General features: G+C 40.8%; 19 protein-coding genes, 5 pseudogenes and 1 riboswitch. Of the genes and pseudogenes, 17 read left to right on the forward strand and 7 right to left on the reverse strand.

All coding sequences use genetic code 11. From position 1 onward, the window contains the following. Positions 1 to 19: 19 nt before the first annotated feature. The 3 genes from napA to napF are packed head-to-tail and all read right to left on the reverse strand — an operon-like array spanning position 20 to position 3,281. Positions 20 to 2,506, reverse strand: a complete 2,487-nt coding sequence (gene napA, locus PGX00_RS18605) for a nitrate reductase catalytic subunit NapA (RefSeq protein WP_272139394.1) — start codon at positions 2,504 to 2,506, stop codon at positions 20 to 22. Positions 2,507 to 2,516: 10 nt separating this feature from the next. After that, positions 2,517 to 2,768 carry a chaperone NapD gene (locus tag PGX00_RS18610; protein ID WP_272139396.1) on the reverse strand — a complete coding sequence of 84 codons (252 nt, stop codon included), beginning with the start codon at positions 2,766 to 2,768 and terminating at the stop codon, positions 2,517 to 2,519. Beyond that, complete coding sequence (gene napF / locus PGX00_RS18615; protein WP_272139398.1) at positions 2,769 to 3,281, reverse strand: ferredoxin-type protein NapF; 513 nt, start codon at positions 3,279 to 3,281, stop codon at positions 2,769 to 2,771. Between the two features lie 244 nt (positions 3,282 to 3,525). Between napF and narQ the strand changes: the two genes are divergently transcribed. Together narQ and PGX00_RS18625 are read left to right on the forward strand one after the other, a co-directional pair. Further along, the gene (narQ, locus tag PGX00_RS18620) at positions 3,526 to 5,217 is read left to right on the forward strand and encodes a nitrate/nitrite two-component system sensor histidine kinase NarQ (RefSeq protein WP_272139400.1); all 1,692 of its coding nucleotides are present in this window, start codon (positions 3,526 to 3,528) and stop codon (positions 5,215 to 5,217) included. A 13-nt stretch (positions 5,218 to 5,230) separates the two neighbouring features. After that, positions 5,231 to 5,860: a response regulator gene (locus PGX00_RS18625; RefSeq protein WP_272139402.1), complete on the forward strand. Its 630-nt coding sequence runs from the start codon at positions 5,231 to 5,233 to the stop codon at positions 5,858 to 5,860. Between the two features lie 151 nt (positions 5,861 to 6,011). Here the strand turns inward: PGX00_RS18625 and PGX00_RS18630 are convergent, their stop codons facing one another. Then, positions 6,012 to 6,428, reverse strand: a complete 417-nt coding sequence (locus PGX00_RS18630) for a hypothetical protein (protein WP_272139404.1) — start codon at positions 6,426 to 6,428, stop codon at positions 6,012 to 6,014. A 187-nt stretch (positions 6,429 to 6,615) separates the two neighbouring features. Then, positions 6,616 to 6,715: riboswitch (purine riboswitch) on the forward strand. Positions 6,716 to 6,739: 24 nt separating this feature from the next. On the opposite strand from PGX00_RS18630, the gene add reads away from it, so the two are divergent. From add to PGX00_RS18675, 9 genes are all read left to right on the forward strand, one after another. Further along, positions 6,740 to 7,735, forward strand: coding sequence for an adenosine deaminase (gene add, locus PGX00_RS18635; RefSeq protein ID WP_272139406.1), 996 nt, complete (start codon positions 6,740 to 6,742; stop codon positions 7,733 to 7,735). Between the two features lie 291 nt (positions 7,736 to 8,026). Further along, positions 8,027 to 8,383 (forward strand): ribosome hibernation-promoting factor, HPF/YfiA family, encoded by a 357-nt coding sequence (gene hpf / locus PGX00_RS18640; RefSeq protein ID WP_272139408.1) that lies wholly within the window; start codon positions 8,027 to 8,029, stop codon positions 8,381 to 8,383. Positions 8,384 to 8,656: 273 nt separating this feature from the next. Then, entirely contained in the window at positions 8,657 to 9,520 is an 864-nt protein-coding gene (locus tag PGX00_RS18645; protein WP_272139410.1) for an ABC transporter substrate-binding protein, read from the forward strand. Further along, a complete protein-coding gene (locus PGX00_RS18650) occupies positions 9,508 to 11,811 on the forward strand; it encodes a sensor domain-containing protein (RefSeq protein ID WP_272139413.1) in 2,304 nt (767 codons plus the stop codon). Before PGX00_RS18645 ends, PGX00_RS18650 begins: the two co-directional genes overlap by 13 nt. Positions 11,812 to 11,985: 174 nt before the next feature. Then, positions 11,986 to 12,231, forward strand: coding sequence for a hypothetical protein (locus PGX00_RS18655; protein WP_272139415.1), 246 nt, complete (start codon positions 11,986 to 11,988; stop codon positions 12,229 to 12,231). Positions 12,232 to 12,266: 35 nt separating this feature from the next. Continuing rightward, positions 12,267 to 13,385, forward strand: coding sequence for a ferredoxin reductase family protein (locus PGX00_RS18660; protein ID WP_272140910.1), 1,119 nt, complete (start codon positions 12,267 to 12,269; stop codon positions 13,383 to 13,385). Positions 13,386 to 13,409: 24 nt separating this feature from the next. Next, positions 13,410 to 13,625 (forward strand): 4Fe-4S dicluster domain-containing protein, encoded by a 216-nt coding sequence (locus tag PGX00_RS18665; RefSeq protein ID WP_272139417.1) that lies wholly within the window; start codon positions 13,410 to 13,412, stop codon positions 13,623 to 13,625. A gap of 5 nt (positions 13,626 to 13,630) precedes the next feature. Then, entirely contained in the window at positions 13,631 to 15,388 is a 1,758-nt protein-coding gene (locus PGX00_RS18670) for an FAD-dependent oxidoreductase (RefSeq protein WP_272139419.1), read from the forward strand. A 135-nt stretch (positions 15,389 to 15,523) separates the two neighbouring features. Continuing rightward, the gene (locus PGX00_RS18675) at positions 15,524 to 16,057 is read left to right on the forward strand and encodes a hypothetical protein (protein ID WP_272139421.1); all 534 of its coding nucleotides are present in this window, start codon (positions 15,524 to 15,526) and stop codon (positions 16,055 to 16,057) included. A gap of 34 nt (positions 16,058 to 16,091) precedes the next feature. Here the strand turns inward: PGX00_RS18675 and PGX00_RS18680 are convergent, their stop codons facing one another. Continuing rightward, entirely contained in the window at positions 16,092 to 16,964 is an 873-nt protein-coding gene (locus PGX00_RS18680; protein WP_272139423.1) for a LysR family transcriptional regulator, read from the reverse strand. Between the two features lie 182 nt (positions 16,965 to 17,146). Between PGX00_RS18680 and hisC the strand changes: the two are divergent. Both hisC and PGX00_RS18690 read left to right on the forward strand, forming a co-directional pair. After that, positions 17,147 to 18,237 (forward strand): annotated as a pseudogene (gene hisC, locus PGX00_RS18685) (histidinol-phosphate transaminase). A gap of 19 nt (positions 18,238 to 18,256) precedes the next feature. Continuing rightward, a pseudogene (locus PGX00_RS18690) lies at positions 18,257 to 19,023 on the forward strand (ABC transporter substrate-binding protein). A gap of 133 nt (positions 19,024 to 19,156) precedes the next feature. On the opposite strand, the pseudogene punC reads toward PGX00_RS18690, so the two are convergent. Continuing rightward, positions 19,157 to 20,361, reverse strand: a pseudogene (gene punC, locus PGX00_RS18695) (purine nucleoside transporter PunC). A 142-nt stretch (positions 20,362 to 20,503) separates the two neighbouring features. Between punC and punR the strand changes: the two are divergent. Beyond that, positions 20,504 to 21,405: pseudogene (punR, locus tag PGX00_RS18700) on the forward strand (DNA-binding transcriptional activator PunR). Positions 21,406 to 21,589: 184 nt separating this feature from the next. Next, complete coding sequence (gene gltS / locus PGX00_RS18705; protein WP_272139425.1) at positions 21,590 to 22,816, forward strand: sodium/glutamate symporter; 1,227 nt, start codon at positions 21,590 to 21,592, stop codon at positions 22,814 to 22,816. Positions 22,817 to 22,898: 82 nt separating this feature from the next. Here the strand turns inward: gltS and PGX00_RS18710 are convergent, their stop codons facing one another. Further along, the gene (locus tag PGX00_RS18710) at positions 22,899 to 23,447 is read right to left on the reverse strand and encodes a carboxymuconolactone decarboxylase family protein (protein ID WP_272139427.1); all 549 of its coding nucleotides are present in this window, start codon (positions 23,445 to 23,447) and stop codon (positions 22,899 to 22,901) included. A gap of 448 nt (positions 23,448 to 23,895) precedes the next feature. On the opposite strand from PGX00_RS18710, the gene PGX00_RS18715 reads away from it, so the two are divergent. Together PGX00_RS18715 and PGX00_RS23050 are read left to right on the forward strand one after the other, a co-directional pair. Continuing rightward, positions 23,896 to 24,276, forward strand: a complete 381-nt coding sequence (locus tag PGX00_RS18715) for a PAS domain-containing protein (RefSeq protein ID WP_272139429.1) — start codon at positions 23,896 to 23,898, stop codon at positions 24,274 to 24,276. 20 nt (positions 24,277 to 24,296) lie between these two features. Continuing rightward, a pseudogene (locus PGX00_RS23050) lies at positions 24,297 to 24,650 on the forward strand (PAS domain S-box protein); the annotation flags it as partial. Position 24,651 lies beyond the last annotated feature (1 nt).

A 24,651-nucleotide genomic window follows, 5' to 3' on the forward strand; every position in this document is an offset into this window, starting at 1 on the left:
TACTGCTCCATAACAACAACTAAGCTTTTCCGACCTTAACCGCGCACTTCTTGTAATCCGTCTCTTTTGACAGAGGATCAGTCGCATCAAGTGTTAGCTTGTTGGTTAACTGTCCAGCATCAAAGAACGGCATAAATACGAGGCCTTGCGGTACCTTGTTACGTCCACGTGTTTCCACATGGCTGGTGATCTCACCGCGACGTGATGCAATAGTAATAGCATCGCCTCGACGTAAACCACGCTTCTTGGCATCCAATGGATGCATATAAACAACTGCATCTGGGAATGCGCGATATAACTCAGGTACACGACGAGTCATAGAACCTGTGTGCCAATGTTCAAGTACACGACCTGTACATAGCCATAGATCATATTCATCATCTGGAGATTCCGCTGCAGGCTCATAAGGAAGCGCAAAGATAACTGCTTTCTTGTCTGGTTTGCCGTAGAACGAGAACTCTTCGCCTTCATTTACATATGGGTCATAACCTTCAACATAACGCCATAGTGTTTCTTTACCATCCACCACAGGCCAACGAAGACCACGGGCCTGATGGTACATATCGAAAGGTGCTAAATCGTGCGCGTGACCGCGACCAAAATAGGCATACTCTTCGAATAAACCTTTTTGAACGTAAAAACCAAAGTCTCTAGATTCGTCGTTTAATTGCCCTTCTGCTAATTCATCGATGCTGAATTTATTAACTTCACCATTTTCGAATAACACTTGAAACAATGTCTTACCTGCAAGTTCCGGTTTTTTGTCGATCAGCTCTTGTGGCCAAACATCTTCCACTTTAAAGCGTTTAGAGAACTCCATTACCTGCCACATATCTGACTTAGCTTCTCCTGGTGGAGAAACTTGCTGACGCCAGAACTGAGTACGACGTTCAGCGTTACCGTAAGCACCTTCTTTTTCTACCCACATTGCTGTTGGTAAAATCAGGTCAGCCGCCATTGCGGTAACCGTTGGATACGGATCAGAAACAACAATGAAATTAGCTGGATCACGATAACCAGGATAACGTTCCTCGTTAATATTAGGACCCGCTTGCATATTGTTATTACACTGTACCCAATAAGCATTAAGCTTACGGTCTTTTAACATGCGATCTTGAAGGATGGCATGGTAACCAGGTTTTGGTGGGATAGTACCAGCAGGAATGTTCCATTTGGTTTCACACATCTCACGGTGTTTAGGATTCATTACTACCATGTCAGCTGGGAGACGGTGAGCAAACGTACCCACTTCACGAGCCGTACCACAAGCAGATGGCTGACCAGTTAAAGAGAACGGTCCACAGCCAGGCTTAGAGATTTTACCGGTCAATAAGTGAATGTTATAAACTAGGTTGTTCGCCCATACTCCACGAGTATGCTGGTTGAAACCCATAGTCCAATAAGAAACTACCTTCACTTTAGGGTCAGCATACATTTCAGCCAACTCTTCTAGCTGATCAACTGGGACGCCAGAAAGCTCCGAAACTGACTTCGCATCGTATTGAGCAACAAATTTTGCATACGCTTCGAAAGTCATCGGTGTGGATTTTTTACTGCCCGGATTTTTAGCTGCTTTTTCTAACGGGTGGGTAGGACGTAGGCCGTAACCGATGTCCGTTTCACCTTCGCGGATATTGACGTGCTTATCCATGAAATCTTGGTTCACTTTATTATTAGAAATAATGTAGTGAGCAATGTAGTTTAAAATCGCAAGGTCAGTCTGTGGCGTAAAGATAATTGGGTTATCAGCTAACTCGTAAGAACGGTGCTCATAGGTAGAAAGCACGGCGACACGAACATTCTTATCTGATAAGCGGCGATCGGTTAGGCGCGACCAAAGGATAGGGTGCATTTCCGCCATATTTGAGCCCCAGAGTACGAATGCATCTGCGTACTCCAAGTCATCATAACAACCCATTGGCTCATCCATACCAAAAGTACGGCCAAAGCCAACAACCGCAGACGCCATACAGTGGCGTGCGTTAGGGTCGATATTATTTGAACGGAAACCTGCTTTATAAAGTTTTGCTGCCGCGTAACCTTCCCAAACAGTCCACTGACCAGAACCAAACATACCGACAGCCGTTGGTCCTTTTTCTTTCAGTGTTTTCTTAAATTTCTCTTCCATTACATCGAAAGCTTCATCCCAACTCACTGGAGTAAATTCACCTTCTTTATCATAAACCCCATCGGTTTTACGAAGTAATGGTTGAGTCAAACGATCTTGTCCGTACATGATCTTAGGTAAGAAATAACCCTTGATACAGTTAAGACCGCGGTTTACTGGTGCGTCTGGGTCACCTTGCGATGCTACTACTCGGCCATCTTGTGTACCGACTAGAACACTACAACCCGTACCACAGAAACGACATGGGGCTTTATCCCAATTTACTTTATTATCTTTACCAGCAGCTTGAGCAATCGATGTTGGAAGAACAACTCCCGTTATCGATGCCGCAGCAACTGCTGCATTTGCCTTCAAGAAACTTCGTCTACTGACACTCATTTTTGCTTCCTCAGTCAAGCTCAACTTGCTCATCCATTTGATGGAAAACCAGAGTTGCAGCTAGCACCCCTGGCAATAGTTTAATTTTGTCAAAACGTTCTGCTAAGCTGTCACGGCTATCACCTTCAATAACCACCACTAATTTACCTACTTCACTCGTTCCAGGAACTTCCGTACCCGGCATTGCCTCTATCGCAGCTTTCACTGCTTCTAGTTGGTCAGCGGCGGCATGGACCGCTAAGCTGCTCACGTGGTAACTCATTTATACTTCCTGTTTAATGCTTTCTGTTTTATAAATATCGATTGCATTCGATGGGCAGGGCTTAATACAACCACCACATCCTGTACAATCAGATTCATTTAATATTGGCTTGGCACTACCACCGACTTGAAGGCGAAACTTAATTGCTGAATACTCGCAATTTTCACCACATACTCGACATTCGACACCCTGGAAAGACAAACACTTTTCAGTTATTTTTACGACTTGTTTCCAAGGCTTATCTGCGCGAGGTAAGAAAAGTGGTTCAGGGCATACATCCGCACATTTTTCGCAAAAAGAACATTCACCCTTGTCAAAATCCAACTCAGGAAAACCGCCATCTCCGTGGATAATGATGTTTGTTTCACATACATCAACACACTTGTTGCAACGACTGCAGCCATCAATAAAAGCTTGCTCCTCGATAAGCCAAGGCATACGTTGAGGTGTCTGTGTATCCAATTGCGCTTTTGGTATGCGGCTAAACAAACGACGCCGTGCTATATCGACCAAAGCTTTCCTCTGTAAAATTAAATAATCGTTTAATACGTTATAAAATTAACAAACAGCCTTAAGTTGGCATATTCATTAATATTTTATAGTTAATCTTTATAACTTTAGTCTAAGATATGGGGGAGGCTAATAAATACCCACAAAGAGGTAATTGGCTTGTGGAGTTGAGCGAGATCAATATTTACCATCGCTTTAGTTCACATAATAATCAATTAAATACCCTGTTTAGAAAGGAGAAAAATAGTTGCGACGCGCTCAGGTTTCTGTCACGAAAACACTTGCAAGAGCAATGGTAATCATTCTTCTTTTATCGGTTGTCTCAACCCTGATTACATTAGTCTCTTTATACTCCAACTTAGATGACGCTGAAGCTATTAATATCGCGGGTTCTCTCCGTATGCAGAGCTATCGCTTGGCCTTTGATATTGAAACGCAATCAACCCTTTTTTACGACCATATTGTTAGCTACGAACGTTCTCTTAATTCACCCACATTACGAGCAATCGAAAGCTGGGTAACGCCAGATTCATTGATTGAAAACTATCAGCATTTGTTAGATCGGTGGGAGAAATTACAACCCGCTTTATTGTCAGAAAATAAGTTTTCTTACCTAGATGAAGTCGCGGCTTATGTAAATCAAATCGATATTTTTGTATATGAATTACAAAAGTTCTCTCAACTTAAACTGCAAATACTGTCCCTTGCATATGGTCTTGTATTTATTCTTATATTAGCGGTAGTTTTATATGTCATATATTTCTCACAGAAAAAAATAGTTAAACCATTGAGACAATTGATGGTCGCGAGTAAAGAGGTTCAATCCGGAAATTTCAGCTTTAAATTAAAAATTAAAAGCCAAAATGAACTTGGCGTATTGGCAGGGGCATTTAATGGAATGTCCACCGAACTGGAGCGATATTATTCCAATCTAGAAAATAAAATTGCAGAGAAAACACACCGTTTAGAGCACGCAAAAAACTCTCTCGAGGTTCTATATGGATGCCAACAAGAACTTTCCATTAGCCACCTTGTAGAACAAAACTTTAAAAATATACTGAACTACCTACAAGCCACAGAAGGGATAACTGCTGTACGCCTTATTGTTGAAGAATCAAACGCAGAATGGCACCTTCAAGTCGGCAATGCCTGCCAATCTGATTGGCATTCTGAACCCTTAAAAATCGACGACGAGTTGATGGGAAGACTAGAATGGCAATTTACGCTCCCTTGCCCAGATCAAGAATTGATCTCCAACGTGGCGAACATTCTTGCTCGAGGTCTTTATTACAACAACGCTCAAAAGCAAAACCAACAGCTATTATTAATGGAAGAGAGAGCAACGATTGCCAGAGAGTTGCATGACTCTATCGCACAGTCTCTTTCCTATTTAAAAATTCAAACAACGCTACTTAATCGAAGCATTGCCAAGAAAAATATGGACCAGGCGGCTGAAACAGCCAAAGAGATAGATACGCAACTAAGCGCTACGTATACCCAACTACGTGAACTGCTCAGCACTTTCAGGTTGACGATTGGAAAAGCCAATCTAGGTGAAGCATTGCAGGAATTACTTAAAACGTTAGAAGAACAAACAGAAACCGACACTGAAATAATATTAGACAATACGCTCGCTTCTATTTCGTTACGCGCCAATCATCAAGTGCATGTTATCCAGTTGATTAGAGAGGCCGTTTTGAATGCGATAAAACATGCAGGAGCGACTACAATTAAGATAAATTGCCACCAGCAAGATCGCACGGTAAATATTAGCATCGTCGATAATGGTAAAGGATTCTGTACTAGCGTAGAAAAATTAAATCATTACGGACTGACCATTATGTCAGAACGTGCCGATCGCCTTAACGGCAATCTTGAAGTAATTAGTAATCCGGGTGAAGGCTGTACCGTACAGTTACTTTTCCCATTACAGATGTAAATTAGGAAAACGAATGTCGAACTGGAACGTACTATTAGTTGATGATCACCCATTGATGAGACGAGGAGTCAATCAGCTCCTCTCTTTTGAAGATGAATTCACCGTTGTTGCTGAAGCCAGTAATGGTGCCGATGCCGTAGCCACAGCGTGTAGAGAGGAACCAGATCTAATATTATTAGACCTTAATATGAAAGGGATGTCTGGCCTTGATACACTTAAAGTACTAAGAGAAGAAGGGGTAACAGCAACGGTTATCGTGCTGACAGTTTCAGACAATAAGCAAGATATTAGAGCGCTAGTCGATGCCGGTGCTGACGGTTATTTACTAAAAGACACCGAACCGGATGAACTGATACGTCTACTAAAGCAAGCAATGGTAACCGGCAGTGCTTATAATGAATACGTGCTCGAAGTCATGCGTGACAAATCAGTCACTGAGGATATGTTTAGCTCACTGACCGATCGCGAGAGAGAGATTTTAGTTGAAGTTGCTCGTGGATTTAGCAACAGACAGATCGCCGACCGATTATTTATCTCTGAAGCGACAGTTAAGGTTCATATTAAGAGCCTACTGAAAAAACTCAGTGTTAAATCTCGAGTTGCCGCCACGGTTCTATATTTGGAGAATCAAGGGAAAGCATAACCAATTTGTAAATGTATTACTGGCTGCATCAATGACAAGTAAGACACAGCAAACTGCTAACTATGTTCTACTTGTCATAGATGTAAGGTGATGTATTAACGTGAATATGTATGCTGCTTAAGCAATTCAACAGATTTAAAATAAACCCAGACTATAGCCATCGAGCCCCTAACTTGCCTATGCGACTTTTTATTTTCTTCGATTCACCTAAATAATAATGATGCCCTTCAACATACAGATCATAACCATTTCTTTCATGACACTCATCTTGCAAAGTATTAGACTTTTGTATGTATTCCTTAAAAGAATTAGCCTGACTACCGTTGATATTGTTATGAAATTCAGGGCGAGAATATCCTTTATCAAGCAACTTTAAATTGACTTGAGCGCGACACAAGGAAGCGACACTTCTGGCTTTTTTTAAATTAGTTTGAAATTGACTGGAATTGTGATGGTAGCGTTGGGTTGCCTTTCTCATATAATTCAACGCATAGGTTGAAGAAGATACCGCTAGCAATATCACGGCTGAAATGATGAATCCAATTTTAAGTCCGGTTTTTCTATTCATAATAGTGATAACTTGCTCTTGCTCGATGCTTTAAATACTTTTATACGTTACGTACTCGCGCACAATGTCAATCGCTGGTTAAAAAGAAACAAAATTTCTCGTTACCTACATAGCCTCTAAAGGCTTAAAGATAAACTTTAAGTATTATAAAAATCGCCGCATTTGCAGAACGAATATTAGAATGCTAAAATCCTGCCGAAAATTACTTCGTATAATCCCAATGATATGGTTTGGGAGTTTCTACCAAGAGCCACTAACTCTTGATTATGAAGTCTGTAACTTTATTTAACTCACAATAAAGGTAGAGGCTCATGAATTATTTTAACCTGCCAAAAATCGATCTTCACTGCCACTTAGACGGAAGTGTCCGTCCACAAACTATTATTGAACTTGCCGATGAGCAAGGCTTAAGCTTGCCTAGCAACGACATTGATGTCATTCGTTCTATGATGATTGCACCCGAAACCTGTCAAAGCCTTGATGAGTATTTAATGCGGTTTGAACTTCCACTTTCAGTCATGCAAACTGAATCTGGCTTAGAACGCATTGCATTCGAAGTATTTGAAGATTCAGCAAAAGAAAACGTCAAATATTTAGAAGTCCGTTTTGGTCCCCTTCTGCATCTTCAGCAAAACCTTAGCCTAGACCAAGTATTTCGCAGCGTGATTAAGGGGCTTAAAAAAGCAGAAGAACAATATGACATTAAAGGTAATTTCATTCTTTCCGTATTAAGACATATGCCGAAAGATAAGATTAATGAGGTTATTGATGCAGGTTCTAAATATCTACACAACGGTATTGTTGCATTCGATATAGCAGGTAGTGAAGTCTCTGGATTTAGCCATGGATTCGTACCCCATGCACAATATGCCATTGATAAAGGGTTTCGAGTGACTATTCATGCGGGCGAACAAGGTGATGGACAGAATGTGCATGACGCTGTCTCACTACTCAAAGCCGAGCGTATCGGTCATGGCATTGGTATTAAAAATCACAAAAATGCCTATAACCTAGTTAAAAATGATGCTGTTGTACTAGAAACATGTCCTAGCAGTAATATCCAAACCAAAGCGGTTGAGAAACTGAGCGATCACCCATTAGAAAATTTTTATAGAGATAGTGTCCTCGTTACTATAAACACCGACAATCGTACAGTATCGAATACAACCATGACGGAAGAAGTTCGCAAAGTCATGGAAGAGTTTCAACTGAGCCGAAATGATTATTTTGATATCTATAGAGTCAGTGTTGAACGCTCATTTGCGTGCGAGTCAGTAAAACAGCATCTCTTAACTTTCTTAGAGTAAAAATCTTTCAGGCGAGAGTATCAGGCTCTATTTGCATAGACTCTACACATAGAGGATGAAAGCAATGTTGCGCTAGGCCTGTACTCTCTGCCATTATTGAAAAAGTAGCGAGATGTAAAAAGGCGAAAGTTGTAGCGCAAACCTGTAGCAATTCTGGAACTAGAGGTTAAATCATGTCCATTTCATTCTCATAACACAGAACTTAATCACATATATACAAATCTACACTTGGTGAAAGCATGCCGAGTTTGCTACGTTTAAGTAACACAGTGATTGAAAAGGTATAACTATATGAAAGTAAATGTTCAAACACATCACGTATCAATTAATGACGACTCACGAAAAGAAATTGAAAGTAAATTTGAGAAAGTATCCGCGCATTTCCCACAACTAATCAGTAGCGACATCATCATCACCAAAGAACGCGGACAATATGAAGTAGAAATATTCACCAACTATGAAGGTGTAAGGGTTTCAGCAAAATCCTCTAACGATGTCATGTACCCAGGTATTGCTGCAGCATTAAAAAAACTCGAGACTGGTCTAAGTACACGTAAAGGCCAATTGAAAGCCGATCTACACGAAAAACCAACCAGCACTAAACCTGAAATTGCTTCGGATATAATCCAAGAAATGAAGCTACTTTAACTGAACACAAGTCACACAGATGAGTGAAGCCAGCTGTTTAAAGCTGGCTTTTAAGATCTAAACAAGTCCAAATCAAAATCAGTCTGCTAAATCGACTATACAATTTCAGCACTCCCTAACAAAACTTCGCCTAAGTTGGCAATTTTTTCGCATCTTCACGTCAAAAACGATAGTTCTTTCCTATACTGTTATTTGCACAGCACATTGATATCACAGTTATTTAACTTCTCCCCTTGGTTTTCTGGATAACAAATAGAGTAAAGGTGTAAATAGTTGGACGCGATTGCAGTAAAAATTAAAATAGCTTCTCAATATAGAGCTATCATTCTTTGCTTCGTTTTGATCCTTGTTTCGTGGATACCACGTTCATTTGCATCGCATCCATCGAATGAAAACGCAGTATCTATACAACTGCGTTGGCATCACCAGTTCCAGTTCGCTGGTTACTATGCCGCTTTAGAAAAAGGCTTTTATCGGGACGAAGGCCTCGAGGTTGAAATTCGTAAAGGAGACCCCGAGCATCAACCCGTGGAAGAAGTTTTATTGGGCCGTGCGCAGTACGCTCAAGGAAATAGTGAAATCCTGTACAAACGATTACAGGGAAAGCCTCTTGTCGCCCTTGCCGCAATCTTCCAACATTCTCCCTCCGTATTGATTACGTTGAAAAGCTCTGGGATTCGGTCCGTACATGATCTTATCGGCAAGAAGGTTATGCTGGCTAACAAACACCAAGATGCCGATTTCTTAACCATGCTGCGTAATGAAGGGATCTCAACTTCACAGATAACGGCTATTGCTAGCAGCTTTCAGCTCGATGATTTGATTACAGGTAAGGTAGATGCTTTCAATTCGTATATGACCAACGAGCCTTATTTTCTTAGAAAACATAACATCCCCTATCACATTATCGACCCGGTATCTTACCGCGTTGATTTTTATAGCGACATTCTATTTACATCAGAAGAGGAACTACGTAGTCACCCTGCCCGTGTAGAATCGATGCTGCGTGCGACATTGAAAGGATGGCGTTACGCAATGGATAATCCAGAAGAAATAATCGAACTGCTTAAAACTAAATATCAAGTAAAAAAACTCGGGATCATCTTCGCTTTGAAGCGCAAGAAATGCGTAAACTGATCCTTCCAGACTTAGTTCAAATTGGTCATATGAACCATGAACGTTGGCAGCATATGGCCAATTCTTTTGTCACCTCGGGTTTGCTACCTCATACCGACAATTTTGATGGTTTTCTTTATGACCCAAACCCTAATCTCATACCCTATTGGGTAAAGCCCGTACTTATCATTGCCGTTATATTGGTACTTGCAACTAGCGCATTTAATTTTTATCTCCACTGTTTTAATCGGCGCATCGCTTTAGCACAAAAAACCTTGCAAGAAAGTGAAGAGCGATTTAGAGCCCTAAGTGCTGCTACCAATGGTGGTATTGTCATTCATGATAAAGGCCAAATTCTTGAATGTAACGAAGGCCTAACGGACATAACTGGCTTCAGCTATGCAAAACTCATCGGAATGGATGGTCTTCTACTTATCGCACCAGAAGATATTGAGACCGTAATAGAAAAGATGCGTACCGACTATACAGAAGCTTATCAAGTAACGGGGGTTCGTGAAGATCGGTCTACTTATCCGCTTGCGATTAAAGGCAAAAATATTATCTATAAGGGAAAAAATGCCAGGGTAATAGAGTTTCGAGATATCACTGCTCAAAAGAAAACCGAAGAACAACTTAAACTTGCTGCAAGTGTTTTCACTCACGCTCGCGAGGGGATTGTCATTACGGATGAAAAAGGCAAAATTGTCGACGTAAATGATACCTTTACCCACATCACGGGCTATCAACGAGAAGAAGTATTAGGGGAAAACCCACGTATACTCAAGTCTGAACGGCATGACCAAAACTTTTACAATGATATGTGGGAGTCATTACTTACCCACAAGCAGTGGTCAGGAGAAATTTGGAATAAACGCAAGAATGGTGAGTTATTTGCGGTATTGGTGACCATCAGTGCTGTAACGGATAGCGGAGGAAAAACACACAACTACGTTGCTTTATTCTCGGATATCACTCCAATGAAACAACATCAGCTGCAACTCGAACACATCGCCCATTACGATATCCTCACTAACTTACCCAATCGTATGCTGTTAGCAGACCGCCTACACCACTCCATTAGTCAATGTGAACGACGAGAGCAATCTCTCGCAGTGGCTTATCTGGATCTAGACGGCTTTAAAGCGATTAACGATACCTATGGTCACGATGTCGGTGACGAACTATTGGTCAAACTTTCAAAATTGATGAATGAAAGTTTGCGGGAGGGTGACACATTAGCGCGAATAGGCGGCGATGAGTTTGTCGCAATATTGTCCGATATAGAAAAGATGGATGACTGCATATATATATTAGACCGCTTACTTCAGGCAGCAATGACTCCGGTAGTCATTAGAGACCATACGTTAAAAGTATCCACTAGTATTGGAGTAACGATTTATCCTCAGGACGGCGTTGATGCCGATCAGTTGATGCGTCATGCAGACCAAGCCATGTATATTGCTAAACAGACTGGGAAAAACCGCTACCATTTATTTGATACCCATGAAGACAAATCTATCAAGACACAACGAGAGACTATTGAGCACATCCAGCAAGGAATAGAGCAACACGAATTTGTATTGCATTATCAACCAAAAGTGAATATGAGAACCGGTGTCGTGATAGGCGCAGAGGCCCTAATTCGGTGGCAACACCCTGAACGTGGCATAATCTACCCATGCGATTTTCTTCCTATAATAGACAGCCACCCCATCAGTTTGGAACTCGGAAATTGGGTCATCAATAGCGCATTAAATCAGATGACCGAATGGCGGTCTTTGGGGCTTAACATTCCGGTCAGTGTTAACGTAGATGCTTTTCAGCTACAACAATGTGACTTCGCTAATCAGCTAACTAAAGCACTTGCTGAACACCCAGCGATAGATCCTCGTCTGCTCCAACTTGAAATACTTGAATCTAGTGCATTGGGTGATATTGCGGAAGTGTTAACCATTATGAACGCATGCATCAATATAGGTGTTAGTTTTTCACTCGACGATTTTGGAACGGGGTTTTCATCGTTAACCTACCTAAAACGATTACCAGTCGATCAATTAAAAATTGACCGCAGTTTCGTCAGAGACATGTTGGTCGATCAGGATGATCGAGCTATCGTAATCGGCGTAATCAGCCTAGCATCCGCATTTGGACGTCAAGTCATTGCAGAAGGAGTGGAAACCCCAGCTCATGGTGCTCAACTCCTATCGATGGGTTGTGATCGTGCTCAAGGCTATGGTATCGCTAGGCCTATGCCTGCCGAAAAACTACCAGAATGGGTAGCGCAATGGAAACCAGATGCAACCTGGAATTAGTAAAATACTTCACTCTCTTTATCAATCGACAAATAGATAAAGATAAAAAACAACCGACCGATAGCGGCTCCATTGTTTCTCCATTTTTCCTCCAACTTTCTCATAGAAAATGAACACAAATTAAGCAGCTAAATGCTTCTTGTGATCTTCGTTTTTCTATCTTGGAGTGTCCTTATGACAACCTCTTCAGCAACCAACACGACTGTTCGTTCTCGTGGTTCTTTTGCCTTACGAGGCTTATTGACACTTAACCGAAAGAGGAAATTGGCTTTAATCTATTCTTTAGGTCTTTTTATCCCTTATCTCATTTCACGCGCCATGAATATGGATGATAAAGGGGTCTACGTTTCCATCATAAGTATGATTAATCTACTCGCAATGATGGCCTTTTTCGTTCAGTTTCCCTGGGAAGCAGGCTAAAGCAGATTCCTATCTTTGCTAACATTGACTGGAGCATTTCAAAACATAAAAAAGTAGGGCAATGGTTAGGTGCGATATTTCTGCTACACCCGCTATTCATTCTCGCCCCACGATTTTTAGTCTCATTTGACGATGCATTGATCAGTATTATAGAAACGATAACCTCACCACAGATGCTAACTGGCGTTATCGCGTGGTGTCTAATGATTGTTTGGATACTAACGTCTATATTTAAAAATCGCCTACCTATGCGTTACGAGACATGGCGTTTCACTCACGTTATCGGTTTCGTGGCTATCGCTATTCTTGCCACATTGCATGTAACCAGCATAGGAAGCCACGGTCAGTTTCAAACTCAATATAACCTTGTGTGGTGGATTCTATGTTCGCTATCTGTCCTGATGGTTGCATACAACTATTTTGTCAAACCTGCACAACTCAAAAAGCAACCATTCACGCTGACTCAAGTATCCAAAATAAGCAGCAGCGATTGGTTAGTCACACTTGAAAACAAAAACCGTGATGACTTCAGTTTTGAAGCTGGACAATTTGTGTGGCTAAACACCAGCGGCTCTACCAAAGGTGTTAGTGATCATCCATTTTCCATTGCCTCATGCAAAAATGAGCTGCCTACCCTTTCATTCATAATCCGTGAACTAGGTGACTACACATCAACACTTGGTACTCTAAAAAAAGGACAAGATGTCTACGTTGACGGTCCTTATGGCAGCCTAAGCCTGAAAGATAGCGAGAAAATGCAAGGCATTACCCTTATTGCCGGTGGTGCTGGCATCGGACCAATGTTAAGCCTCCTGAGAGAACTAGCTCACAAAAAGGAAACGCGTCCAATTCGACTCATCTATGGCAACAACAAATTAGATCAGATGGTCTGCCAACAAGAAATTCTTAGTTTAGAGTCCGAAATGATCGATTTCCGCCAACAACTCGTTTGTGTCGAAGAGACTGGAATCAAAGGCATTCATACCGGTGTGATTGATAAAACGTGTATAGAGAAGAACATGAATCTTGGCCAAAAAGATAACTGGGGGATTTATGTCTGCGGCCCAGCACCTATGGTCAATGCCGTTAATCAACATACGAAAACACTCAAGATAAACAGCGACCAAATTCACTACGAACAGCTCGCCTTTTAATTACCAACGGAATTAGGAAAAATTATGCCAATTCATCAAATATCCGGTTGTATAGGCTGCAAAACTTGCATAGAAAGCTGTCCAACCGATGTTATTCAATTCGATAAACAGAAAAAAGTAGCCGTTATTAAATATCCTGAAGACTGCCAAATTTGTCACCTCTGTCGACTTTATTGTCCAGTTGGCGCTATCACTATCACACCAGAGAAATCGATTCCTGTCATGGTTTCGTGGAGGTAACAACGATGAGTAATAAATATGGTCTATCTCGACGTCAGTTTATCGGCGTAGCGGGTGGTGTATTAGGTGCCACAGCTCTTGCAACCGTACCATTCGGTCAAACAGCAGCAGAGGAAAACACCCCATCTCTTGATGTTAAAGACTTCACCACCAAAAAACATAAAACCGATGTACTCGTTATCGGTGGAGGCATGGCTGGGTTATTCGCTGCGGTTAAAGCCCATGATGCCGGTGCAAAGGTAATGATGGTATCCAAAGGGCGGCTTGGTAGCTCTGGCCTTACTCCTTTTGCCAAAGGCATTTTTAGCTACGATAAAGACAATGCCGACGTCAGTATCGATGAATTCGTCGCTAAAGTATCTGAGTCCTCATTAGATACCAGTAACCCTGTATTTACTCGACAATTAGCAGAACACTCTTTTGATCGAGTTCAAGAGCTCAAAGAGTGGGGATTCTTCGATTCTGCACTCTATAACCACAGCTTTATGAAACCGATGACAGAAAGAGAGATCCCGCTTTTAGAACGGATAATGATTACTCATCTGCTTAAAGAAGATGGTCGTATAGTAGGCGCTTCTGGTTTTAGTTTAAACGAACAAGAGATCATTCACTTCCACGCTAAAACTGTCATTCTTTGTACAGGCTCTGGCGGCTTCAAGCCAAGTGGCTTTCCGGTTTGCGACCTGACCCATGATGGATCCATTATGGCTTATAAAATTGGTGCAAAGATCACCGGAAAAGAATGGAACGACGGCCATCCAGGTTCCGCTACCAACTCTGGTTCTTGCTACGATAATTGGCATGGACAGGTAGAAGAAAAACCAAATACAACAACAGTCCAAATAAACCACCATTTGGGTGTTGATATGAATTATAAAGCGTATACCCAAGGTGGGCCTGTAACGATGGGGCCTTCTAAACCTAACGGGCCCCCTACTAAACAAACCAATGAGGAAACTGGAGGACCTTATGTTCCTCCTGCATTTCGCCAGTCCGGTCCACCACCGAAGCCACCAGAAGAGACAGGCCTAAGGGCGCTCTTTGCTGGTAACTCGCATTCTGGCCCTCCTGGTATGGGAGGCGTGCAAGTAGGCGGTTCAACCGCAGGTATGGCAATCCACAAATCCGAAGGGCTAGTACCCATCGATAGTACTGGACTGAGCACAATACCAGGTCTTTATGCCGCTGGAGATGCACTTGGGTCTTATATGTCTGGTGGTATTTATACGCAAATTGGTTCGTCATTAGCGGGCTCCGCAGTACAAGGTGCTATATCCGGTGAAGCTGCGGCATTGGAAAGCAAAAGTATTTCACTACAGAAGATTAGCCAAACAAAACAATACCGCATTAGCGATGAAATCTTGGCTCCACTGAAGAGAGAAAAAGGCTATAGCTCAGCATGGGTAACTCAAGTATTACAAAATACTATGATCCCTAACTTCGTTCTATACATCAAAAAAGAACGCATGATGCAGGCCGCTTTAGCCTATGTTGAAGAACTAAAAGAGCATCACGTCCCGATGCTGATTGCGGAAGATCTTCACCAACTTAGATTAGCGCATGAAACAGAAAACATGATCATTACTGCAGAAATGAAACTGAAAGCCTCGTTAATGCGTACAGAAAGTCGCTGTAGTCACTACCGCCTAGACTATCCAGACGTTGATTACGAAAACTGGCAAGCATGGCTCAACCTATGGCAGGATGAAAACGGTGATATGCAGTTTGAAAAACAACCATTCAACTCGATTGATTATAGCTAATTAAGGCATTCAATGAGCAAATAGAATAATGGAGAATAAACGAATTTATCAATAATCCGTTTTTTCTCCATTTTCTCTGCACATTCTTCATGCAAAGTGACACTAACTTTAGCCATGAACTTTACTGCCTTATTTATGAACAAGATAAAAAACAAATTTGCTTCAGTATTGACTCTGTTGTTCATTACATCGATCGTCAACGCAACAGAGATAGTCCACCTCTCATTTGATCTAGGAAATGGGCAAAAATACCATTCTGAAGTACTTCTACCAAATGAACATAAAGAAGACCTTTATCAAATGGTGTTCCAATCCCTTCATTCAATCACACTATTCACCGAACTAAAGAACGAAGAAGAAAAAGATTTTCCAATAACAAAACAAGTAACCTACGGGCTAACAGTAGAGTCAAAAGCAATCGATCAAGCTGAAGGGTTATATCGATTTTCCCTCGAATATATGGGCATACCGACACTATCGGTATCAAATGATGAAGAAAATAAGATCGTCTTAAAGAACTCCCCAGAAGATGTAAAATATGAGGTCAATTTCGCTCTAAATTCAAGTACCCCAGTTTGCAGTAACATGTCTAAAACATCCAACGAGAATACTTCATTCAGTTCTAGTTTTTGTGTTGCTCTTATAGATGCACCATCCAACACAAAGTAGGTTGAAATTACCTTAATCCTCAAAATACCAAAACTCATTCAGACAAAAGCTGAGCTAATAACCTCGCAAGCAAGGGGTGCTGACCATTTTTAGGATGAACAAAAAAATAACTCATACCTGAAGATACCGTGTCATCATACAATCTGAGCAAACGCTTTGCTTTAATGTCTCGCTCGGCTAGCTTAATGTCTCCGATAACAATGCCAAATCCTTGCAGCGCGGCATTCATCGCATGATCCAAAGTAGGAAAATTTTGATTTCTCTTACTCAGACTTCCTTTATAACCACGATGAGTTAACCATGCTTTCCAGTCAGTTTGCTCTGCATTTGCATGCAGCCAGGTAAACTGGTCAATCTTATCGTCTAACTTTTTAGGATCCTCTGTTTCTAATAACCCGGGAATACAAACCGGTGATAGCTGTTCTTCAAACAATAAGTTTGCTTCCAAATAAGACGATTTAGGCACTTTCCCGTAAACAATCGTTGCGTCAAACACATCAAAATCTGGTGTGACAAAATGAGTCACCGTTGAAGTAAGCTCTACTTTAACTTCTGGGTAGTTTTCCTGAAATTTCATTAAATTAGGTAAAATCCACGAAGTAATGCAACTCGGCGCATTTAGCTTGATTATTTCCGATTGACTAGACATGCCAACAACAGCTTTACGCAAACGAGTCACGATATCTTCCGCATGAGGGATAAATTTCTCTCCTTGCGCGGTTAGTTTCAGCCCGCGCGCTTTGCGATAAAAAAGCTGAACACCGAGTAGATCTTCAAGCATTTGAATTTGCCGACTGACCGCACCTTGAGTGATATTTAGCCTTTCAGCCGCACGGGTCAAATTCAATTGTTTAGCCGTAATCAAAAAGACTTGCAAGCTCTTGATTGAGGGTAATCTATTGTTCATAAAACAGCGCCTAGCAATGATTTTTATTCATGGCTAGTATGCATTTTTTTCGTTTTTTAATATATGAATTTTTTGATTGAATGGGTTTTATGCACCTGAATTGTCAAAATACGGGTAAATTTTCAAATTATCCGCATATAAAAACAATAAAATGGCACGAAATATAAAGAAAGAGGAATTTAATGACCGCATTAGTAGATAAATTGGTTCCAGAAGCCATAAAAAAACTAATACCTTATCAATCCGCGAGAAGAATCGGTGGTAGTGGTCGACTATGGTTAAATGCCAATGAGCTTGAACACGGTATCATTTACCCTGGTACAGATAGTGAGTATCATCGCTATCCCGATTTTCTCCCATTCGATATTGCTACTGCTTATCAGGAGTATTGCCAAACAAATACACCGACTCTCGCCGTTCGCGGTGCAGATGAAGCCATTGATCTTATTATTAGAACATTTTGTCAGCCAGGAAAAGACAAAATACTCACTTGTTCACCAACCTATGCAATGTATGAGTTTTGTGCCGATTCTTTTTCTGTCGAAACAATAGACGTTCCGTTATTACCACCTGCATTTACACTGGATGTTGAAGAGATTGCACTACAATCTCATGACGTTAATGTGGTTTTTCTCTGTTCACCCAATAATCCAACCGGAAATACACTACCAGAAGCAACGATTATTCAGATACTAGAGCAGACCAAACAAACTTCCTTAGTGGTCGTGGATGAAGCTTATATTGACTTCAATATCGAGAATAATAGTGTCTCGTTAATAGATCAGTTCCCACACCTAATTATAATCCGAACGCTATCTAAAGCCTTTGGATTGGCTGCAGTACGTTGCGGCTTCATACTTGCTCAGCAAGCTGTTATGGATTACCTAAAAAAACTGGTTCCCCCTATCCAATGCCAGACTCTTCATCGAATATTGTGATGAACGCTCTGTCGCCAGAAGGGCTATCGACAATGCGATCGAATGTCCATGAGATCAACGCAGTACGTAATGGATTTATAAAATCGATTCAATCACTTAAATGGATAGATTCTATTTATCCATCAAACACGAATTTTGTTTTGATAAAAACTGACCCATCCGTAGATCTATTTAAATACCTTCTAGACAACGGCGTCGTTACTCGAAATCAAGGCCACGAACCCGCTTTAACAAGCTGTGTAAGAATCACGATTGGTTGTAAAGAAACCATGAGTGAAGTAGCGAATATTCTTGCGCGTTATACCCATGTAATGAAAAACTCTATCGAATACTGATTCAAGGAAGGAAACAAAAATGAACAAACTACTATCAGTCATCGCCTGCGTCGCAGCCCTTATGAGTACTGCCGTCGCGGCAAAAGAAGTTCGTCTCGCTTCGGACTTTACCTACCCTCCGTTTAACTATAAAAACAGCGATGGTGTGCCCGTTGGCTTTGATATAGAGATTGCCGATGCACTATGCGCTCAAGCAAAGCTAGATTGTGTATGGGTATCACAAGGTTGGGATGCACTGATCCCAAGTCTGCTTGCTCGCAAATCAGATGTTATTATGGCATCAATGAGAATTACCGAAGAGCGTAAGAAAAAATACTATTCACCAACAAATACTACCAAACCCCAGCTCGATTTGTTGCCCAATCATCCACCACTTTTAGCATTGATAAAGCGGGGCTAAAAGGTAAGGTAATTGGCGTACAACAAGGCACCATACACGATCGATATGTGACGGATAAATTTGGCGATGTCGCAGAAATCAAGCGCTATACAGGCCAAGATGAAGTCTATATTGATATGGCAAATCAGCGCTTGGACGCTACATTCGGAAACTCAGATCAGCTCGCATTGGCGTTCTTAGAGACTGATCAAGGTAAAGGGTTTGAATTTAAAGGCGAAGCCGTGACAGACAAGGCTTATATTGGCGAAGGTACCGCACTAGCATTAAGAAAGCAAGATGGTGAACTAGCCGAAAAATTCAACCAAGCTATCATTGCTATTCGCGTCAATGGTACCTATGACAAGATCGCCAGTAAATATTTTAACTTCGATATTTATGGTGACTAAGTCATCGAGGAAAATAAGCTATTTTTCGATTTAAATAGGCCATTGATTTTATAATGTGCCTCAATTAAACATTTACGTTGTAAGCAAAATGGCATAGACAGCTGATAAGAGCATCTATGCCATATTGACTAGTTTAACGATTTGACCTGCCAACTCTTGCATTATCAGGAATTGTGAAATGTGCTGATACTCTTCTATCAGACGCAATATAGCCAACCCACAAACCAAGCGTACATATTAAGATCACGAGCCCTGTAATCGATTGAGCGTTCATTGCAAACGTTGCGACAACACCACTGGCAATACTACTTACAGCGATTTGAAAACTATTTTGGAAACCAGCTGCTGTTGCAGGACTATTTTTAGCACTAGCTAACGCTTTATTAACCACAATTGGGTATAACGCACCATTAACCATGGCGATAAGACAAAACGGTGCCAATATTGGCCAAATTGAACTAAGTATCCACTGCGTGCCGACAAAAACAAGCAACGCGGATACTGAGAAAAACGAGAGCAATACTTTGAGCACAAAGTCAGAACCGAGTTTTGCCGTCCATTTCTTACCTAGATAACCACCAATAATAAAAGCCGCTGTTTGAGGTATAAAACTCAAACCTATATCTTTAGGGGAATAGCCTAGTTGATTCATAATTTCTGGCATACCCGTGAGGTACGCAAAGAAAACAGCCGAAGAAAATGCGTATATAGTGATGTTCCCCATATACACTTTAGATTTAACTAAGGCTTTAATATCTTCAATCGTGCTGGTTTTTTTACTTCTATTGGTGCGTTTGGTTGCTTCATAGTAAACGCTATAAGAATCAAACTAAAAGCCGTCAGAGAAAGAAAAATACTCTGCCAACCGAAAGTACTTAGCAACAAAACACCAAGCTGAGGAGCTAATGCGGGGGATAAGGCAACCAAGGGCATTATGGTTGCCAATAGTTGTTGGCTGGTTTTTTCAGAATAACGACTGATCACCATTGCTTGCCATATAACCGCTGGCGCACATACGCCAATAGCTTGTATAAACCGGAAACTGAGCAGTTGCCAAACTTGATCACTATAAGCGAGTCCAAATGAAGCAACAGCAAAAATCGTTAAGCCAACGATAAGTGAATTACGGTAGCCATACTTGTCAGAAAGTACGCCCCACAGAATTTGCCCTATCCCTAAACCAGCCAAGAATACGGTTAAAGAAAGCGCTAAATGTTTTGGCCCGGTAGAATAAAAAGTTTGCATAGAATCAAATGCAGGCAAGTACATATCGGTGGCGATAAACCCCAACATAGATAATGCGGATAGATAAAAAATCTGTATTTTTGATACGTTCATGGTTGCTCAATTAAATTATTTAACAGTAGTATTTAGTGAATAATAGGTTTCACTATTCAATTGCCGCGATTCTATGGTTTAATCACTGAAAAATTAAACGACAATTTTTGTAGTTATCAATCAAAAAATTTGAAGGCAAACTATGTTTTCCAAATCGTCTCTAGAAATGCTTGTTACCGTTGCCCGTTTAGGTAGCTTCACTGCTGCGGCTGAGGTACTTAATAAAGTGCCATCGGCTATCAGCTATAGCGTTCGACAAGTAGAACAAGAAATGGATGTTGTACTATTTAAAAGGCTACCGAGAAAAGTTGAATTAACGCCTGCAGGGAAAATATTTATAGAAGAAGCAAATGTTCTTTTGACACACATGGAAGAGGTTAAAGTTCAAACCAGGCGAGCCGCATTAGGTTGGCAATCTCGACTACGAATAACACTAGATAATGTCGTACGGCTCGACCAATTAAAGCCCATGGTAGAAGAATTCTATAACACTTTTCAAAACTCTGAGCTGCAAATAAACATGGAAGTTTTTAATGGCTCTTGGGACGCCATCTCACAAGGTCGTGCCGATATCGTTATAGGCGCGACATCATCTATACCAGTAAATGGGGATTTTGAAGTCAAAGACATGGGTGCATTAGAATGGGCATTTGTTGTATCACCATCGCACCCACTCGTTCATATCGACTTTCCGACTGAGTCAGATTTATCGGCTTTCCCTTTTATATGCCTTGATGATACCTCTACTCAGTTACCCAAGCGTCATATGGGTAACTACAGTAGCCAGCGTCGACTGTTACTTCCAAATTGGTATAGTGCGATAGAAATGATCAAGAATAATACTGGTGTGGGATACCTTCCTCGGCATATTGCTCATTTCTATTTGAACAGTGGAGAACTTATAGAAAAAAAGTACCTAATCAGCAACAAGACAGTCATTGTTGTTTGGTGTGGAAGCGAGACTCAAGCCATAAGCTGATTAAATGGATGATCGATTATTTAGGTTCATCTGAGCAATTAAACACTCACTGGCTAAAATCCTAAATATGATTTAAAACAATATAACGTCAAGTTTCACATTGGTATGACATTGTAAAAGTTGTGTAAAAGCCACCTATAATGCGTTGTCACCAAGAGATCAGTTAATTATCCTTTCAGATTGTCCAAAGCTAGCCTATTTTTTTATACTTTTTGCATGAGAAGTAGGCTGAACGCATTGCGAGTATCAATGAATATTACCTATTCTATTGGCGCATTGGAGTCATTTCTAATCGCTATTTGTGTTCTTTTTCTAGGACACATTATTAACTCAAAGTTTACGATCCTTAAGCGCTACAATATCCCAGAGCCTATTGTTGGCGGCTTGTTAGTTGCTTCACTTATTACGTTTCTTCATTTTAATGGGGTGTCGCTAGAGTTTGACCTTCCATTACAAGAATTGTTTATGTTGATGTTTTTTTCCACTGTCGGTTTAGCTGCAAATTATACGCAACTAGCGAAAGGTGGTGCCAAGGTGTTTGTTTTCCTAGGCGTCGCATCCGTCTATATTATTATTCAAAATAGCATTGGTGTTTCACTGGCAACCATGTTTGGCTTAGAACCCATTATGGGTCTTATTGCTGGGTCCATTACCTTGTCTGGTGGGCATGGGACTGGAGCTGCATGGGCACAAACATATACCGATGTTTATGGCATCGAAAATACGCTTGAAATAGCGATGGCTGCAGCTACCTTCGGTCTCATCATTGGCGGAATAATAGGTAGCCCAGTTGCAAGAAAACTGATTGAAAAACATAAAATGCAATCTGAATATGGCATAGATGACCAAGCTCATAAACGATTCCCTGAGCTGATTACTTATAACCAATATGAAGAAGACAAAGTGACTGCTAAAAAGGTAATTGAAGTACTCTTCGTGTTACTAGTGTGTGTTGCAGGAGCCACTCATCTAGAGAAATGGATCAGTAGTTACAATATAAGCTGGTTAATGATCCCAAATTTCGTCTATGCGCTTTTTATCGGTGTCATAATTACTAATCTGTTAGAACTGACTAAAACTAGCAAGCTTGATAGCGAAACCGTCGATATTCTCGGTACTGTGTCACTCTCGCTATTCTTAGCAATGGCATTGATGAGCCTCAAACTTTGGAATATTTTTGACCTCGCAATTCCATTTCTCATTATTTTGGCGGTTCAGGCTTTGGTGTTGGGTTTCTTCGCTTATTTCGTTACCTTTAGGGTTATGGGCTCCAACTACGATGCCGCTGTAATAGCTGGTGGACACTGTGGATTCGGGCTAGGAGCAACACCAACGGCAGTGATGAATATGGGTTCACTCGTCAATCGATATGGGCCATCGCCTCAAGCTTTTATGGTGGTTCCTATCGTAGGTGCGTTCTTTATCGATGCCGTTAATCTTGTTATTTTACAAGGCTATATCGCCTTCATCGGATAAAATAGCAAACAGAAATGCTCATCAGTAAGGATGAGCATTTCAAACCTTTCAAGTCAATTCTGCGTAAACAAAAGCAAGTCTTTTATTTTTCCCAAGCAAACTGTTCAAACATTGTATCTACTGGTGTTCTAGCAACGTGATTTGTATAGTTACTAATAACCTTTTGAGACAGCCCTAAAATAATTTCTAGTACTTGCTGTTGCCCGTACCCTGCAGCATAAAAATCGTCTAGTTCAGCTTCAGATACTTCACCACGATTACGAACGATATTTAGCGTAAAATCGTGAAGCGCTTGTAATTTTGATGTTGGCATTGCGCCACCTTTACGCAAAGCTTCCGTTAATACAGGGTCAACCTTCATTGAATGCGCAATAGCAGTATGAGCAGGCACACAGTAATGACACTCATGCTCTACATTAATGGTTTGCCATACCACCGTAAGCTCTTCCGCATTTAACGACGTGTTGGTGAAAAGCTGATGAAGTTGAGTATATGCCTTAAGAAGGCTAGGTGATTCTGCCATTGTAGCAAACAACCCCGGAACAGCACCCATCTGCTTTTCCGCCCCCTCCAAAATTGTTTTACTTTCTACCGGTGCTGATTCAACCGTATGCAGTTTAAAATGGCTCATGCTTATCTTCCTTTTCGTTCCTAGACTAATTAATGGACTTTAATTCATTCACTCTCCATTGGTGTAAGACCAATATAGCCACTTTTGAACGATTGTTCAATTTATATTTGAACAATCGTTCATGACGCCTCTAGTCATCAAACTTTAGGGAGTGTTGTGAATATGATCAGTTAGTATTAATTGGTTTAGCACTTGATTCTCAGTCCATCAAGATACGCTATTTTGTTTATACGAATACAGAAAATGAACATGACACATGCCATCAGTCAGCCAGAACATAGAATTTAATGGATAAGTAACCGCAACCAACTAAACTAAAATAATAAACCTGAATTAAATTAACTATTTCAGGGCTTGTCTTTGAAGCGATATCAATATTGGTATATCCTCGCCATGAATGATTCATCCGCATTCGATACGTTAAACTTAAGGGAACAGGCGATATTTAATGGATAACAAAATAGAGACAACAAATGAACCATTAGATACGAGGGCTTTCTCAAAATGGTCTTTTGAGCCTATTTGTGTTTTTGACGAGAACCTCATTTGCTTAGACGTAAATGAAGCGGCAACACGCATATTTCAATATGAACGTGAAGAGTTTATTGGCCTCAATCTCGATTTCTTAGTTGATGAGAAAGACCTACCTCAACTCTTAGAGAACGTAAAAACCGGCAATTCCGAACCTTATCAAGTTGAGTTAATCCGTAAAAATGGCACCAAGTTTATCGGGATGTTACAAGGTAGAAGTATCATTCAAGATGGAAAACAATTACGAATTACAACCTGTAGAGATATTTCCGAAATAGTCGATATCCAAAAAAATTAGAGTCCAATAACAATAAGCTAGAATCTATATTCAATAATAACCTGTCAGGCATCGTGGTTCTGGATGAGCAACGGATTATTCAACAAGCAAATCAATTCGCGGCCAATATTGTCGGTTACGACCACGCTGATGAGCTTATCGGCAAAGATATGCTTGAGTTTCATATCTCAAAAAAGGTATATGATGAATTTTCCCAATTTTATCTATCCTCACTACTCAAAAGAGAAAAAACAACAAAAGAGATCCAACTAACCCGAAAAGATGGCTCATATATCTGGGTGAGAGTTTCTGGAAGTCTGATCAGTACTGACGAGCCACCTAATTTTGAAGATGGCATTGCCTGGGTCATCGACGATATATCAGAGATAAAGGAAG

The organism is Vibrio algarum, from assembly GCF_028204155.1.
Taxonomy (GTDB): Bacteria; Pseudomonadota; Gammaproteobacteria; order Enterobacterales; family Vibrionaceae; genus Vibrio; species Vibrio algarum.

Coding starts and splice junctions, on each gene's coding strand:
- PGX00_RS18675 (WP_272139421.1), top strand. CDS start 15,524: ATGAACAAGATAAAAAACAAATTTGCTTCAGTATTGACTCTGTTGTTC.
- PGX00_RS18710 (WP_272139427.1), bottom strand. CDS start 23,447: ATGAGCCATTTTAAACTGCATACGGTTGAATCAGCACCGGTAGAAAGT.
- PGX00_RS18610 (WP_272139396.1), bottom strand. CDS start 2,768: ATGAGTTACCACGTGAGCAGCTTAGCGGTCCATGCCGCCGCTGACCAA.
- PGX00_RS18680 (WP_272139423.1), bottom strand. CDS start 16,964: ATGAACAATAGATTACCCTCAATCAAGAGCTTGCAAGTCTTTTTGATT.
- PGX00_RS18665 (WP_272139417.1), top strand. CDS start 13,410: ATGCCAATTCATCAAATATCCGGTTGTATAGGCTGCAAAACTTGCATA.
- napA (WP_272139394.1), bottom strand. CDS start 2,506: ATGAGTGTCAGTAGACGAAGTTTCTTGAAGGCAAATGCAGCAGTTGCT.
- gltS (WP_272139425.1), top strand. CDS start 21,590: ATGAATATTACCTATTCTATTGGCGCATTGGAGTCATTTCTAATCGCT.
- PGX00_RS18650 (WP_272139413.1), top strand. CDS start 9,508: ATGCGTAAACTGATCCTTCCAGACTTAGTTCAAATTGGTCATATGAAC.
- add (WP_272139406.1), top strand. CDS start 6,740: ATGAATTATTTTAACCTGCCAAAAATCGATCTTCACTGCCACTTAGAC.
- PGX00_RS18655 (WP_272139415.1), top strand. CDS start 11,986: ATGACAACCTCTTCAGCAACCAACACGACTGTTCGTTCTCGTGGTTCT.
- PGX00_RS18670 (WP_272139419.1), top strand. CDS start 13,631: ATGAGTAATAAATATGGTCTATCTCGACGTCAGTTTATCGGCGTAGCG.
- hpf (WP_272139408.1), top strand. CDS start 8,027: ATGAAAGTAAATGTTCAAACACATCACGTATCAATTAATGACGACTCA.
- PGX00_RS18715 (WP_272139429.1), top strand. CDS start 23,896: ATGGATAACAAAATAGAGACAACAAATGAACCATTAGATACGAGGGCT.
- PGX00_RS18625 (WP_272139402.1), top strand. CDS start 5,231: ATGTCGAACTGGAACGTACTATTAGTTGATGATCACCCATTGATGAGA.
- PGX00_RS18630 (WP_272139404.1), bottom strand. CDS start 6,428: ATGAATAGAAAAACCGGACTTAAAATTGGATTCATCATTTCAGCCGTG.